Source organism: Saccharothrix stipae, from assembly GCF_054781895.1.
In genome coordinates this window covers 184,653-198,292 of sequence record NZ_BAAGTN010000009.1, presented here as the reverse complement: position 1 = coordinate 198,292, position 13,640 = coordinate 184,653, and the positions used below count along the sequence as shown (strand labels likewise).

14 protein-coding genes and 1 pseudogene are annotated in these 13,640 nt (G+C 72.1%); 4 read left to right on the top strand and 11 right to left on the bottom strand.

Annotation, left to right across the window (positions count from 1 at the left end; translation table 11 throughout):
- Nucleotides 1-146 precede the first annotated feature (146 nt).
- Genes ACYVLT_RS24020 through ACYVLT_RS23995 form a run of 6 tightly spaced genes read right to left on the bottom strand, consistent with a single transcriptional unit; the run spans nt 147 to nt 5,185 of the window.
- Nucleotides 147-1,523: a HAMP domain-containing sensor histidine kinase gene (locus ACYVLT_RS24020; protein WP_461122459.1), complete on the bottom strand. Its 1,377-nt coding sequence runs from the start codon at nt 1,521-1,523 to the stop codon at nt 147-149.
- Nucleotides 1,520-2,209, bottom strand: coding sequence for a response regulator transcription factor (locus tag ACYVLT_RS24015; protein ID WP_461122458.1), 690 nt, complete (start codon nt 2,207-2,209; stop codon nt 1,520-1,522). The genes ACYVLT_RS24020 and ACYVLT_RS24015 overlap by 4 nt, the downstream gene beginning before the upstream one ends.
- Before the next feature lie 58 nt (nt 2,210-2,267).
- Nucleotides 2,268-2,882 carry a trimeric intracellular cation channel family protein gene (locus ACYVLT_RS24010; protein WP_461122457.1) on the bottom strand — a complete coding sequence of 205 codons (615 nt, stop codon included), beginning with the start codon at nt 2,880-2,882 and terminating at the stop codon, nt 2,268-2,270.
- Between the two features lie 11 nt (nt 2,883-2,893).
- Nucleotides 2,894-4,024 carry a GNAT family N-acetyltransferase gene (locus tag ACYVLT_RS24005; protein ID WP_461122456.1) on the bottom strand — a complete coding sequence of 377 codons (1,131 nt, stop codon included), beginning with the start codon at nt 4,022-4,024 and terminating at the stop codon, nt 2,894-2,896.
- 10 nt (nt 4,025-4,034) lie between these two features.
- Nucleotides 4,035-4,868: a 3-hydroxyacyl-CoA dehydrogenase family protein gene (locus tag ACYVLT_RS24000; RefSeq protein ID WP_461122455.1), complete on the bottom strand. Its 834-nt coding sequence runs from the start codon at nt 4,866-4,868 to the stop codon at nt 4,035-4,037.
- A complete protein-coding gene (locus ACYVLT_RS23995; RefSeq protein ID WP_461122454.1) occupies nt 4,868-5,185 on the bottom strand; it encodes an EthD family reductase in 318 nt (105 codons plus the stop codon). Before ACYVLT_RS23995 ends, ACYVLT_RS24000 begins: the two co-directional genes overlap by 1 nt.
- 54 nt (nt 5,186-5,239) lie before the next feature.
- Here ACYVLT_RS23995 and ACYVLT_RS23990 point away from each other — a divergent pair, with 54 nt between their 5' ends.
- Complete coding sequence (locus ACYVLT_RS23990) at nt 5,240-5,893, top strand: histidine phosphatase family protein (protein WP_461122453.1); 654 nt, start codon at nt 5,240-5,242, stop codon at nt 5,891-5,893.
- On the opposite strand, the gene ACYVLT_RS23985 is transcribed toward ACYVLT_RS23990, so the two are convergent.
- Nucleotides 5,890-6,942, bottom strand: coding sequence for a MerR family transcriptional regulator (locus ACYVLT_RS23985; RefSeq protein WP_461122452.1), 1,053 nt, complete (start codon nt 6,940-6,942; stop codon nt 5,890-5,892). The genes ACYVLT_RS23990 and ACYVLT_RS23985 overlap by 4 nt on opposite strands.
- Before the next feature lie 70 nt (nt 6,943-7,012).
- The gene (locus ACYVLT_RS23980; RefSeq protein WP_461122451.1) at nt 7,013-7,321 is read right to left on the bottom strand and encodes a hypothetical protein; all 309 of its coding nucleotides are present in this window, start codon (nt 7,319-7,321) and stop codon (nt 7,013-7,015) included.
- Nucleotides 7,322-7,417: 96 nt separating this feature from the next.
- Between ACYVLT_RS23980 and bluB the strand changes: the two genes are divergently transcribed.
- From bluB to ACYVLT_RS23965, 3 genes and pseudogenes are all read left to right on the top strand, one after another.
- Nucleotides 7,418-8,050: a 5,6-dimethylbenzimidazole synthase gene (gene bluB, locus ACYVLT_RS23975; RefSeq protein WP_461122450.1), complete on the top strand. Its 633-nt coding sequence runs from the start codon at nt 7,418-7,420 to the stop codon at nt 8,048-8,050.
- A 73-nt stretch (nt 8,051-8,123) separates the two neighbouring features.
- On the top strand, nt 8,124-9,635 hold the full coding sequence (locus ACYVLT_RS23970; protein WP_461122449.1) for a GGDEF domain-containing protein: 1,512 nt from the start codon (nt 8,124-8,126) through the stop codon (nt 9,633-9,635).
- 88 nt (nt 9,636-9,723) lie between these two features.
- A pseudogene (locus tag ACYVLT_RS23965) lies at nt 9,724-10,785 on the top strand (serine hydrolase domain-containing protein); the annotation flags it as partial.
- A gap of 95 nt (nt 10,786-10,880) precedes the next feature.
- Here the strand turns inward: ACYVLT_RS23965 and ACYVLT_RS23960 are convergent.
- The 3 genes from ACYVLT_RS23960 to ACYVLT_RS23950 all read right to left on the bottom strand — a co-directional run bounded on the left by ACYVLT_RS23960 (nt 10,881) and on the right by ACYVLT_RS23950 (nt 13,477).
- Entirely contained in the window at nt 10,881-12,032 is a 1,152-nt protein-coding gene (locus ACYVLT_RS23960; RefSeq protein ID WP_461122448.1) for a serine hydrolase domain-containing protein, read from the bottom strand.
- A gap of 14 nt (nt 12,033-12,046) precedes the next feature.
- Complete coding sequence (locus ACYVLT_RS23955; protein ID WP_053719266.1) at nt 12,047-12,694, bottom strand: response regulator; 648 nt, start codon at nt 12,692-12,694, stop codon at nt 12,047-12,049.
- Nucleotides 12,695-12,835: 141 nt separating this feature from the next.
- Nucleotides 12,836-13,477: a peptidoglycan recognition protein family protein gene (locus ACYVLT_RS23950; protein WP_461122447.1), complete on the bottom strand. Its 642-nt coding sequence runs from the start codon at nt 13,475-13,477 to the stop codon at nt 12,836-12,838.
- Nucleotides 13,478-13,640 lie beyond the last annotated feature (163 nt).

Below are 13,640 nucleotides of genomic sequence, written 5' to 3'. Positions count from 1 at the left end.
GCGAGAGTCCTACGTTCAGCGCACCTGAATTCAACGCTCACGCGCCGACCGTTCGTCGTGAGCGTTGAATTCAGGGGTCGCGAACGTAGGACTCTCGCGCTGTGAGCGTTGGACTCTCGCGCTGTGAGCGTTGGACTCTCGTGGGGTCAGGGGCGGCCGGGGAGGCGGAGGGTGAACATGGCGCCGCCTTCGGGGGCGCGGCCCACGTAGGCCATGCCGCCGTGGCGTTCGGCCACCTGCTTGACGATCGCCAGGCCCAGGCCCGAGCCGGGGAGGGTGCGGGCTTCGGAGGAGCGGTAGAAGCGCTCGAAGACGTGGGGGAGGTCGGCGTCGGCGATGCCCGGGCCGGAGTCCGCCACCTCGACCACGGCGCTGCCGTCGCCCAGCTGCTTCAACGACAGCCTGACCACGCCGCCGGTGGGGCTGAACTTCACCGCGTTGTCCAGGAGGTTGAGGACGGCACGCTCGATGGCGCTGGAATCGCCCAGCAGCGACCACGGTTGCAGCTCGACCACGAAGTCCACGTCGGACGCACGGCGCTTGGCACGGTCCAGCGCGCGCTCCACCACCTCGACCAGGTCCACGGGCTCGTGCACGACCTGCGGCGCGTCCTCCCGCGCCAGCTCGACCAGGTCGCCGATCAACGTGGTCAGCTCGTCCAGCTGCGCCCGCACGTCGGCGTTGATCTCCGCCTTGTCCACCTCGGACAACGTCGGCGCGTCCGGCCGCTCCGAGGCCAGCAGCAGTTCCAGGTTCGTGCGCATGGACGTCAACGGCGTCCGCAGCTCGTGCCCCGCGTCCGCGACCAGCCGCCGCTGCCGCTCCTGCGACTCCGCCACCGCGCCCAGCATCGCGTTGAACCGCTGCGACAGCAACGCCAGCTCGTCGTCGCCCGACACCGGGATCGGCCGCAGGTCACCGGTCATCGCCACCCGCTCGGTGGCCTCGGTCAACCGCTGCACGGGCCGCAGCCCGGTCCGCGCCACCGCCGTCCCCGCCGCCGCCGCGACCAGCACGCCCAGCCCGCTGATCACGAACAGCACCACGGACAGCTTGCCCAGCGTGACGTTCAACGGCTTGGTGGACTGCGCGATCACCATCGCCTGGCCGTCGCCGTACGGCACCGCGACCACCCGGAAGTCGGTGCGCACGTCGGTCCAGATGTTCTCCAGCCGCGTCCCGCGCGCCACGTCCAGGTCGGCGGGCTGGGTCGGCGGCGCCACCGTGCCCTTCGGGTACAGGATCTGCCCGGTCACGTCCAGCACGCCGATCCGGATGTCCCCCGCGGCCAGGAACGCGCCGGGGATCTCGGTGACGTCGTTGTTGACCTTCGGGGCGTTCACCGCGGCCTGCGCGCGCTGCCGCAGGTTCTCGTCCATCTGGTCGTGCAGGTTCTGGCTCACCGTCATGTACGCGCCGAGCGACACGACGGCGACGGCTCCGGCCACGCAGAACGCGGCCAGCAGGGTCACCCGGGCTCGCAGCGACACCCGCTGGAGCCGCCCGTTGGCGGCACCGATCACGGAGGTGTCTCCCGCAGCACGTAGCCGACACCGCGCACCGTGTGCAGCAACCTGGGCTCACCCTCGGCCTCGGTCTTGCGACGCAGGTAGCCGACGTAGACCTCCAGCGCGTTGCCCGAGGTCGGGAAGTCGTAGCCCCAGACGTCCTCCAGGATCCGGCCGCGGGTCAACACCTGCTTGGGGTGCGCCAGGAACAGCTCCAGCAACGCGAACTCGGTCCGGGTGAGGCTGATCGGCCGGTCGCCGCGCCGCACGTCGCGGGTGCCGGGGTCGAGCTCCAGGTCGGCGAACCGCAGCACCACCCCGGCGGGCTCCTCGGCGTCCGACGCGGCCCGCCGCAGCAACGCGCGCAGCCGGGCCAGCAGCTCCTCCAGCGCGAACGGCTTGGGCAGGTAGTCGTCCGCACCCGCGTCCAGCCCGGACACCCGGTCCGACACCGCGTCACGGGCGGTGAGCACGAGGATCGGCAGGTCGTCGCCGGTGCTGCGCAGCCGGCGGCACACCTCCAACCCGTCGAGCCGGGGCATCATCACGTCGAGCACCATGGCGTCGGGACGCTGGGACACGACGGATTCGAGGGCCTGCTGGCCGTCGCCGGCAAGGTCGACCTGGTAGCCGTTGAACTGCAGTGAGCGACGGAGCGACTCACGCACGGCCCGGTCGTCGTCGACAACGAGGATGCGCATGAGGTCAGTCTTGCTCCTGGTCCTGAGAGCCGCCTGAGAAGCCGGTGTGAGCTAGCCGTCAAGTTTCGGGCCCGTCGCGGGCCACCGGGGCGTTCCAACGCCGCCACAGCGCGAGCAGCCGCAGCCCCACGATGACCGCCGACCCGACCAGCGTCACCGGCACGGCGGGCAGGCCGAGGTAGTCGCCGAACGCCACCACCACCGCGCCGCACAACGCCGCCAGCGCGTAGATCTCCCGGCGCAGGACCAGCGGGATCTCCCGCAGCAGCACGTCGCGCAGCGCGCCGCCACCGATGCCCGTGGTCATCCCGACCAGGCACGCCGCGTACGGCGGTGCGCCGAGCCCGAGCGCCGTCGTGGTGCCCGCCGTGACGAACAGGCCGAGCCCGATCGCGTCCAGCAGCAGGACCGCCCGCCACAACTTCGCCACGGTCGGGTGAAACCAGAAGACCACCAACCCGGTGACACCGGCGACCGCCAGGTACGGCCAACTCACCAACGCCGCCGGCGGGTGCACGCCGAGCAGCACGTCCCGGATGATCCCGCCGCCCAACGCCGTGGTCAGCGCCAGCACGATGACCCCGAACACGTCCAGCCGCGCGTGCACCGCCGCGACCGCCCCGGAGGCGGCGAACGCGGCGATGCCGACCAGTTCCAGCACGGCGAGCAGCACGGCTGGTCAGGTTAGAAGTAATCCGCCAGACGCGGGACGCCAGGTGCGCCGACCAGCCGATCGAGCAGCGCGCCGTCACCGTCGAGCAGCCCGGCGCGGCGCAGCGCGTGGCTGTTCTGCATCCCGCTGAACCACGGCCCGAGCGCACGCGCGTGCAACCGCACGGCGCCGCTGCCACCCGCCTCGACGCGCACCGAACCGTCCTCGACCACCAGCCGCTGCCGCCCCGCGTGCCACGGCGCGTGCTCGTCGATCACGTCGAGGTCCACGGCCGCGGGCTTCAGCCACGCCGCCGCCGGCCACCCCCGTGCCGCCACGGCGGCCGGCAGGTCCACCACGCGCAGCAGCCACGTGGACGTGGTCACGGTGTACTCGATCGCCTGGTTGGTCAGCAGGCCCGTCACGGCCGGGTCGGTGACCAGCAACCGCGCCTTGTCCAGCACACCGGCCCAGCCGCCCAGCTCCCGCAACAGCCCGAGCTGGCAGGTCACGTCCCGGCCGATCAGGTCGTGCACCCGCAGCCCGTCGGCGTCACGCCCGGCCGCGAGGTACCCGCGCACCTCGCCGTCGTGGCCGGGCACCACCGACACCACGGCCTCGTCGAGCAGGTCGTCCGCGGCGATGGTGGGCGGGCTGCGGTCCACGAGCCCGTCCACGGTTGACGCGATGTCCAGGTAGCACGCCTGCAACGCCTGGAGGTCACCCGCCACCGCGGGCCGGGTCGCGACCCGCGCGCCGGCGGGCATCCGGTCGAGCGGGAACTCCAGCCACTCGAACACCCCGGACCGCTCCCACCCGCGCGACCGGTACACCGCGGGCACGGTCGCGTACAGCGCGGACAGCACCTGGCCGCGTTCCCGCATGTCCCGCAACGCCGCGTCGAGCAGCGCGCCGGCCACCCCGCGTCCGCGTGCCCAGGAATCCACGGCCACGCCGCCGACGCCGCCCATCGGCACCGTCGAGCCGCCCCAGAACTGGTGGAAGTCCTTGATCGTGAGGATGCCGGCCAACCGGCCGTCCAGTTCCGCGCCCAACCCCCGCCGACCGGGCCGCAACGACGGCTCGTCGATGCCGCCGAACGCCACCCGGCGCAGCCGGTCGGCCTCGACGACGTCGTCCTGGACTAGCTCGCGAATCCGCACAGGACCTTGCTTACCAGGTGAAGAACCCCTGACCGGTCTTGCGGCCCAGTTGACCCGCCGCGACCTTCTCCCGCAGCAACGACGGCGGCTCGAACCGCGGCCCCAGCTCCGCCGCCAGGTGCGCGGCGATGGCCAGCCGCACGTCCAGCCCGACCAGGTCGGTCAGCCGCAGCGGACCCATCGGCCACCCGTAGCCCAGCCGCATCCCGGTGTCGATGTCCTCGGCCGAGGCGACGCCCTCTTCGAGCATCCGGATCGCCTCCATGCCGACCGCGACGCCGAGCCGGGACGTGGCGAACCCCGGCGCGTCGCGCACCTCGATCACGGTCTTGCCCAGCTCCTCGGCCCAGCCGCGGACCCTGGCGACCACGTCGGCGGCCACCCCGGGGTGGTGCACCAGCTCGACCAGCTGCTGCACCGGCACGGGGTTGAAGAAGTGCATCCCCAGCACCCGCTCGCCCGGCAGCCCCTCGGCCAGCACCGAGATCGACAACGAGGACGTGTTGGACGCCAGCACCGCGTCCGGGCAGGCCCGGGCCGCCTCGCCGAGCACCCGCCGCTTGAGCTCCACGTCCTCCGGCACGGCCTCCACGACCAGCGCCGCACCCCGCCCGACCTGCGGGTCGAGCCGTTCGACCACGGTCAGCCGCCGGAGCAGCTCGTGCGGCACGGCGTCCAGCTTGCCCCGGTCGGCGGCCTTGACCAGCGACGCCTCCACGGCCCGCCGCGCGGCCGACGCCCGGTCCGCGCCCGCCTCCACGAGCACGACCTCGTGCCCGCCGGCGAGGAACAGGTGGGCGACACCGGCGCCCATCGTGCCGCCGCCGATCACCACCGCGATCATCAGACCACGACCTCCGCGGCGACCATGGCGACCAGCTCGACGCCGCCGATCTCGGCCAGGTTCGCACCCGCGGCCTGCCACTCCGGCGACCGGAAGGCGTCCTTCATGGCGTCGGCGGACTCGAAGTACATCTCGGCCACGATGTGCAGCTCGTGCTCGCCGAGGAAGCCGGGCACGAACACGCGCGAGACCTTCGCCACCTCCGCCCGCAGCAGGCCCGGCGTCCGCTCGACCAACGGCAGGTGGGACGCGAAGTAGGCCTCGTCGAACGCCTCGACGTCCGCCGGCTTCCGGTACAGCGCGATGTACTTGACCATGTGACACCTTCCGTCCGGTTTCGCCTGCGAATGTAACACCGGCACCATGGACGGGTGCGGATCATCCTGCTGCGGCACGGCCAGAGCCTGGGCAACGTCGACGAGCTGGCGTACTGCCGCGTCCCCGACCACGCGCTGCCGTTGACCGACCTGGGCGAACAGCAGGCCAAGGCCGCCGGGCCGCGCGTCAAGGACCTCCTCGACGGCGACCCGGCGGCCGTCTACGTCAGCCCGTACGTGCGGACCAGGGCCACCCTGCGCAACCTCGACCTCGGCGACCAGGTGGAGCGCACGGTGGCCGAGCCGCGGTTGCGCGAACAGGACTGGGGCAACCTCCAGGACCCCGTGCAGCAGGAGGTGTTGAAGCACCAGCGGCACGCGTTCGGGCACTTCTTCTTCCGGCTGCCCAACGGCGAGTCGGGCGCGGACGTGGACGACCGCCTGGCCGCGTTCCTGACCGACCTGGAGACCCGGATGCGGGCGCCGGCCCACCCCGGCACGGCGCTGGTGGTGTCGCACGGCCTCACCATCCGCCTGCTCTGCCGTCGCCTGTTCGGGTGGAGCATCGAGCTGTTCGAGTCCCTGTCGAACCTGGAGACGTGCGAGGACCGCGTCCTCACCCACGACGGCACGGCGTGGCACCTGGACCGCCCGTTCGACCAGTGGCGGCGGTCACCGGACGGCGAGACCCAGGGGCCGATCGCCTAGCCCGGCACCACGTCCGCGACCACGCACACCACGTTGTCCGGGCCACCGGCCCCGTTGGCCAGCTCGACCAGCCGACGCGTCGCGTCCTCCGGCTCGTCCGCCGACGCCAGCACCTCCCGGAGGTCCGCCTCCGGCACCACGGTGTGCAGCCCGTCCGAGCACAGCAGGTACCGGTCGCCGGGCAGGGCGTCGTGCAGGGCCAGGTCCGGCTCCACCTCCTTGCCGTGCAGCGCCCGCACCAGCATCGACCGCTGCGGGTGGCTGACCGCCTCCTCCTCGGTCAACCTGCCCTCGTCGATCAGCGACCGCACCACCGTGTGGTCGTGCGTGATGCGGAACAACGCGCCGCCGCGCAGCAGGTAGACCCGCGCGTCGCCGACGTGCACGAGGCCCAGCCGCGACCCGGACAGCACCACCGCGGTCAACGTCGTCCCGCTGCACCCGTCGCCGGGGTTGGCCGACAGGTAGTCCCCGACCGCCGCGCCGGCCCGGTGCACGGCGTCCGCCAGGGTGTTGAGCAGCTCGCCCGCCGGGATGGCGGTGTCCAGCGGCGCGAGCGCGTCGATGGCCATCGAGCTGAGCGGCTCGCCGCGCGCGCCGAACCCGTCGGCCACGGCGAGCAGCCGTTCACCCGCGTAGCCCACGTCCTGGTTCGAGTCGCGCACGAGCCCGCGGTCGGTCCGCAGCGCGTACCGGAGCGTGACGGTCATGGTGGTGTCCTTCCCGGAGAGCTGGTCCACGAGGAAGGAGGCGAGGCTGCGCCGTGCCGCGGTGTCGGCCTCGACCTGCGCCCAGTAGGCGCGCACCTCGGCCGCGGCCTGCGCGGGCGCCAGCGCGCACACCTCTCGGATGCGCGCCAGCGGCATCCCGAGCCGGCGCAGCCATGCCACCAGCCGGGCCCGCTCGACCTGGTCCGGCGAGTACAGCCGGTAGCCCGACAGCGGATCCACCCGGGCGGGCGTGAGCAGCCCCAGCTCGTCGTAGAGCCGCAACGCCTTCGGCGACAGGCGGACGGCCCGCGCGAACGCCCCGATGGTCAACAGCTCCACGACCGCCCCTCCCCCGGCCGGGCCCCGTGGCCCGGCCAAGACCACCGTGCGGCTTCACCAAGGGTGAAGGTCAACCCACCGCGGAATCCACAATGGAGGAGGACCGGTCGCGCACCAACCCGCTGAGCGAGACCGTCGCCGCCACCGCCAGCACCGCCAACGCGGGCCAGTCCGCCACCAGGTGCCCCTCGTGGCCGACGACGAAGCTCCCGTACAGGCCCCAGCACTGCACCGCGGTCAGCGCCGCACCGGGCACGGTCGTCCACCACGAGACGACCACCACGACCACCACCAGCAGGAGCAGGGCGAACACCGGCCAGCTACCCGCCAGCGCGGTCACCACGACACCGCCCGCGAACCCGAGCGCGGACCCGTGCACCGTTCCAACCATGACCGGCCATTCAACGCCCGGTTGAGACGCACGCCACCCCTCAGCGGTCAGGTTCACCGGATCGCGTGAGGCACGATCGTCCGAATGAGCTTCTACGACGTCCTGCACCGTCGGCGGGACACCAGGGGCGAGTTCACCGGTGCCCCGATCGCGCCGGAGGTGCTGCGCCGGGTGCTCACCGCCGCGCACGCCGCGCCCAGCGTGGGCCTGTCCCAGCCGTGGGACTTCATCGTCGTGCGCGACGAGCACACCCGCCGCGCGTTCCGCGACCACGTGCACGCGGAGCGCAGCGTCTTCGCCGCCGAGCTGGACACCCGGCAGGCCGAGCTGTTCGCGCGGATCAAGGTCGAGGGCATCCTGGAGTCCTCGGTCGGCGTCGTCGTCACCTACGACCCCGACCGCGGCTCACCCGCCGTGCTCGGCAGGCACGCCATCGCCGACGCCGGCCTGTACTCCGTCTGCCTGGCCATCCAGAACCTGTGGCTGGCCGCCACCGCGGAGGGCCTGGGCGTCGGTTGGGTCAGCTTCTACCGCGAGGACGTGCTGCGGCGCCTGCTGGACATCCCCGCACCGCTGCGCCCGGTGGCCTGGCTGTGCGTCGGGCCGGTCGCGTGCCTGCCGGACACCCCCGACCTGGAGCGGCACGGCTGGCGCAACCGGATGCCGCTGGACGAAGTACTGCACGAGGAGCGGTACACCCGGCGTTCGGGCCGGTAGCCTGTGGTAGCCGTGCCGGCGGCGAGCGGTCCCGCGTACCGCCTCGCCGAGTCGGAATGGAGTGTCAGCACGAGTGGAGCGACGAGATCGGCTGGTAGCCGGACAGGTCCCGCAACTCGACCTTGAGGTCAAGGCGTTGCTGAACGCTGGCCGCCTGCCGGAGGCCAACACGCTGTTCGACCAGGTGGTGAGCCGCGTGCCACCCGGCGCCGACCGCTGGCAGCGCTCCGCGGTGCTGGTCAACCGGGCCAAGCTGGCCTGGCGGCTGGGCCGCATCCCCCTGGCCCTCGAACTGGCCGCCGAGGGCTGGACCGACCTCGACGGCGAGCACAGCGACAACCCCGCCGCCGCCCAGGCCATGCACGCCCTGGCCTACCTGCTGGAGGGCATCGGGAACCGCCGGGCCGCGGTGGACATGCTCCGACTGTCGGTACAGGTCGCCCGCCGAGCGGCGGAAACGTCCGCGGCCGGCGTCGAGGTGCTCGGCCACTGCCTGCAAGGCCTGGGCGGCACGCTGAACTTCCGCGCGATCTCCTCGGACCCCGAACGCGCCCCGGCGATCTTCGAAGAGGCCCGCGGCTACCTCAAGGAAGGCCTGGAGCTGGCCGACGACGAGCAGATGCGCCGCGCCCTGCTCGCCGCGTACAGCCGGTCGCTGGCCGGTGTCGGCGAGCTGGAGCAGGCCGAGGAGAACGCCCAGGAGACGTTGCGGCAGGCGCAGGAGGCCGGTGACAAGTGGGCGATGGCCGTCGCCAACTGGGTCCTCGCGGTCGTCCGACGTGAACAGGGGGACCTGGTCCGGGCCCGCACCCTGGCCAGCCGCGCGGTCGCCGCGTCCGAGTCCATCAACGACCCGTCGCTGCTGCTGAGGTTCTCCCTGGACCTCGCGGACATCTGCGCGGAGATGGGCGACCACGTCGGCGAGGCCACGGCGTTGCGCTGCTCGGTCGCCGCGAGCCGGACCGCGACCGAGACGCTCCAGGAAGGACTCGGCCAGGCACTGGAACAACGCCGCGTGGCCGTCCAGGCGCAGCGGTTGGCCGTGGCGGCCCAGGAGGCGGCGGCGCGCGACCCGTTGACGGGCCTGGCGAACCGCCTCGGCCTGGAACGCGCCGCGGCCGGCCTGCTGGAGAGCACCGCGGCCCGCGGCCGGGTCCCGTGGCTGGTGCTGGTGGACGTGGACCGCTTCAAGGGCGTGAACGACGACGCCGGCCACGCCGCGGGCGACGCGACGCTGCGCGAGATCGCCCAACTCCTGCGCCGCGAGTGCCGAGCCGCCGACCTGGTCGCCCGCTGGGCGGGTGACGAGTTCGTGGTGCTGCTCGGCGATGTCGACGGCACGCTGGAAGTCGGACCGACCGTCGCCGAACGCATCCGCGCGGCCGTGGACGGCCACGACTGGACCGTGGTCCTGGGCACCACCCGCCGCCCCACCGTGAGCATCGGCGTCGCCGCCGGACCGGCCAAACTGGACCAACTCTTCGCCGCCGCGGACATGGCCCTGTACCGGGCGAAGCGCCACGGCCGCAACCGCGTCGAAGTGGAACCACAACTCGTCGTCCCGGAAACCGTCTCCGGCAACTAACCCACCCGACCCGGGTGGGCTTGGACCTACCCCCGGTCCTGAGGTTGGCTCCATTGCCGCACACCGAGCCCGGCCACATGCTCGATCCATGCGAATCAAGCCGTCGACCATCCGCCGGGCAGTCGCGGTCATCGCGGGCGCGTCGGTCCTGGCGTCGGCCGCACCAGCCGCCGCCGACCGCCGTCCGACCACCGATGTCGCCGCCATCAGGGCCCAACTCGACCTGATCACCGGCGCGGACGGCGTCCCCGGGGCGCTGGCCGAGGTCCGCGACCGGCGTGGCAGGTCGGTCACGATCACGTCCGGCACCGCCGAGCTGGGCACGGGCCGACCGATGGTCGACGGCGACGGCCGGTTCCGGATCGCCAGCGTCACCAAGACCTTCGTCGCCACCGCCGTCCTGCGGTTGGTCGCCCGGCACCGGGTCCGACTCGACGCGCCGATCGAGACCTACCTGCCCGGCGTGGTGCGCGGCACCGGTGCGGGAAGTGCGATCAACGGCCACGACATCACGGTGCGCCAACTGCTCCAGCACACCAGCGGGCTGCCGGACTACCTCCGATTCCTGGACCTCGCCGAGTCAACGGGACCGGTCGAGGCGGCGGAGCTGGTCCGCACCGCCCTGTCCCACGAGCCGGACTTCGCCCCCGGAGCAGGCTGGCGCTACTCGAACACCGGCTACATCCTCGCCGGCATGCTGGTCGAACGGTTGACGCGCAGTGACATCGGCACGGCCGTGACCGACCTGGTGATCCGCCCCGCGCGCCTGGACGACACCTACTGGCCGCCCGCCGGCGAACAGGGCATCCGCGGCCCACACGCCCGCAACTACACCGTGGACAAGGCCGGAGCGCTGGTCGACGTCACCGAGTTCGAGCCGTCATGGGCGGGCGCGGGCGGCGCGATGGTATCCACCCCCTCAGACCTGAACCGGTTCTGGCAGGAACTGCTCAACGGCCGACTGCTGCCACGCTGGGCACTGACCGAACTGCAAACCCCCGTCCCCGCTCCACCCTTGGGAAAGGACGTCGGCTACGGCCTCGGCACGGCCCGTCTGCCCCTCTCGTGCGGCGGCCACGTCTGGGCCCACGGCGGCGACCTGGCCAACGGCGGCATCGCGACCGTCAGCGGCCAAGACGACTCAGGCCGCACCGCCACCGTCTACATCACCGCACTGACCAGCCGCACAGCCATGGAACACATGCTCCACACCTTCGACACCACCTTCTGTTCCCAACCCCGCCCCTACCCCACCCCGTTCGCCCGATACACCGCCTCCACCAACGCACCCGCCCGCACATCGGACCCAGGCGGCCCGAGCACCAGCCGGTTCGTCGTGTACCCGAACGCGAGCCGCCGATCCACGTCGGCGAACCCCGTCGTCCCACCCGCACCACCGTGCCCGAACGTGCGCGCACCAACCGCCGCACCGACGGGTGGCGAAACCTCGAACCCACGCCCGAACACCTGCTCGATCGGCATCGCCGGGCTCGACAGCACCAGATCGTCTCCACCGGTCTCCGGACGCGGCAGGTCCGCGAGCGTCGACGCGGTGAACGCGTCGAGCAACCACCGGTACACCCGCGACAGGCCCCGCGCGTCCGCCACTCCCCCGGACGCACCAAGCCCCAACGCGCGGTAGCGACGATCGGCCGCCGCCGCAACCGCGTCCTCGGGCAACGCGCCACCGAACGTGAACGCAGTGATCTGGTGCGGTCCAACGAACGCGGACAGGTCCACCTCGGACAGTTCCATCCCGGCGGGCACCTCCGAAGGCATCCCGGGCACCTCCGTCACGAGCGTCGCCACCCTCGGCTCGTGCACCTCCGGCAAACCGATCCAGAAGTCCGCACCCGCCGGATTCGCGATCTCCTCCCGGAAGAACGCACCGAGCCCGCGCCCGTCCACCCGGCGGACCAGCTCACCGACCAACCAGCCGTAGCTCTGCGCGTGGTAGCCGTACGCGGTGCCCGGCGCCCAGACCGGCGCACTCGCCGCGAGCGCCGCGGTCACCGCCTCCCAATCCGCCAAGCCGTCCAGCGTGAACGGCACCGACGGCGCGAGCACACCGGCCCGGTGGCTCAGCACCCACCGGACCAGCGTGCCCTCCTTGCCGTTCGCCCCGTACTCCGGCCAGTACCGCGTGACAGGCGCGTCGAGATCGAGCAACCCGCGTTGGACCAGCAGGTTCGCGCACGCCGCGGTCGCGCCTTTGGTGGCCGAGAAGACGGCCACCACGGCGTCCCGCGGCCCGGTCCACAGATCCACGACCGGCTCGCCGTCCACGTGGACGCAGCACTGCGCGATCTCGGACCGGTCTTCGGCGAGCGCCCGCTCGAAGGCCTCCGCCACGCGCTCGTACCCCGATGCGACCGTGCCCTCGACCGTTGGCGCCATGCGCCCATCATCGACTACGCGATCAACCCACCGCGAAACGCCACCAGCGCCGCCTGCACCCGGTTCACCGCGCCGATCTTCCCGAGCACCGACGACACGTACCCCTTCACGGTCGCCTCCGACAGGTGCAGCGTCCCGCCGATCTCGGCGTTCGACATGCCCTGTCCGATGAGGACCAGCACCTCGCGCTCCCGCTCGGACAACGAGGCCAGCAACCGCCGAGCGGGCTCGGCCGCCCGTTCACCGTCGGCGACCGCCGCCAGCACGCGCGCCGCCACACCGGGGTCGAGCACCGCGCCACCCACCGCGAGGTCGCGCACGGCTCGCACCAGCTGCTCGGGCTCGGTGTCCTTGAGCAGGAAACCCGAGGCGCCCAGCCGGAGCGCCTCCGAGACGTACTCGTCCACGTCGAACGTGGTCAGCATGGCGATCTTCGGCGGGTCGGGAATGGCGCGCAGCCTGCGCAGCGCCATCAACCCGTCGGACGACCGCATCCGGATGTCCAGCAGCACGACGTGCGGGCGGTGCCGGCGGGCCAGGTCGGCCACCAGGTGCCCGTCGTCGCATTCGGCCACGACTTCCATGTCGCCTGCGCTGCTGAGGATCATGCGAAGGCCGGACCGGACGAGGTCTTCGTCATCGGCCAGCATCACCTTGATCACGACGCCTCCCCGCGTTGGCGTTTCGTGTTCGTACCCGCCCAGCCTCACGCACGAACACGCAAGCTGACGTTAATTCCCCGTTATCTCACCACGGGAGGACGCGGGTTCCGCCTGTTCACAGTTGCCAGGAAATACCCGAGGTCAACTCAGCACCTGCGCGACTTCCTGGCGCAGACGCGGCAGCAGGGCGTAGAGCTTGTCGCCTGGGCAGAGCGTGTCCCGGTAGTCCCGATGGCCCTGGATCCCACTGGGTGGGAGGCCATACCGCTCGCACGCGTACACGCAGAACGAGACCAACGAGTCCCACTGCAACTTCGGCGGCTCCACGTCCATGTAGAGGCCTTCGTTCTCGATTCCGATGGCGGCGGTGTTCTGGCCCGGGCAGTGCGCGCCCACCACGACCCGGTCGCCCGCGCGCAACGCCGCCAGGCTGCCGTGCCTGCCCTCCATCAGGAACCCGCCCCGGCTGTTGGTGAAGTGCTGGCCGGAGTCGATCCAGCCGTTGGTGTCCATGTGCAGGTCCTGGATCCACCGCGCGTTGGCGTACGCGGCCGCCTGCGAGTAGTCGGTGACGTTCGCCGACGCGGTGTGGTGGATCAGGATCCGCACCGGCCGCTCGGCCACCACGCTCGTCGGCTGCGCCGGCGGCCTCGCGTTCCAGTCGGCACAGCTGCGGATCGGCAGGACGGGCGAACCATGAGCCGGCGCGGCACCCAGACCGCCGAGCACCCCCGCGCCGGCGAGACCACCAAGCCCGGCAAGCAGCGATCGACGTCGCATCATGTGGACCTTTTTCCCAATACCACCTCCATAGGTCAAGACTCCACACCCGATCAGCGGAACCACCAGCCACACAATCGGGCGTATTCAAACGCGAAGACCTTTCGCGAATCCGCTACCTGCCAGTAACGTGCGTCACACGATCCCTGCCTGGAAGGAGCTTCGC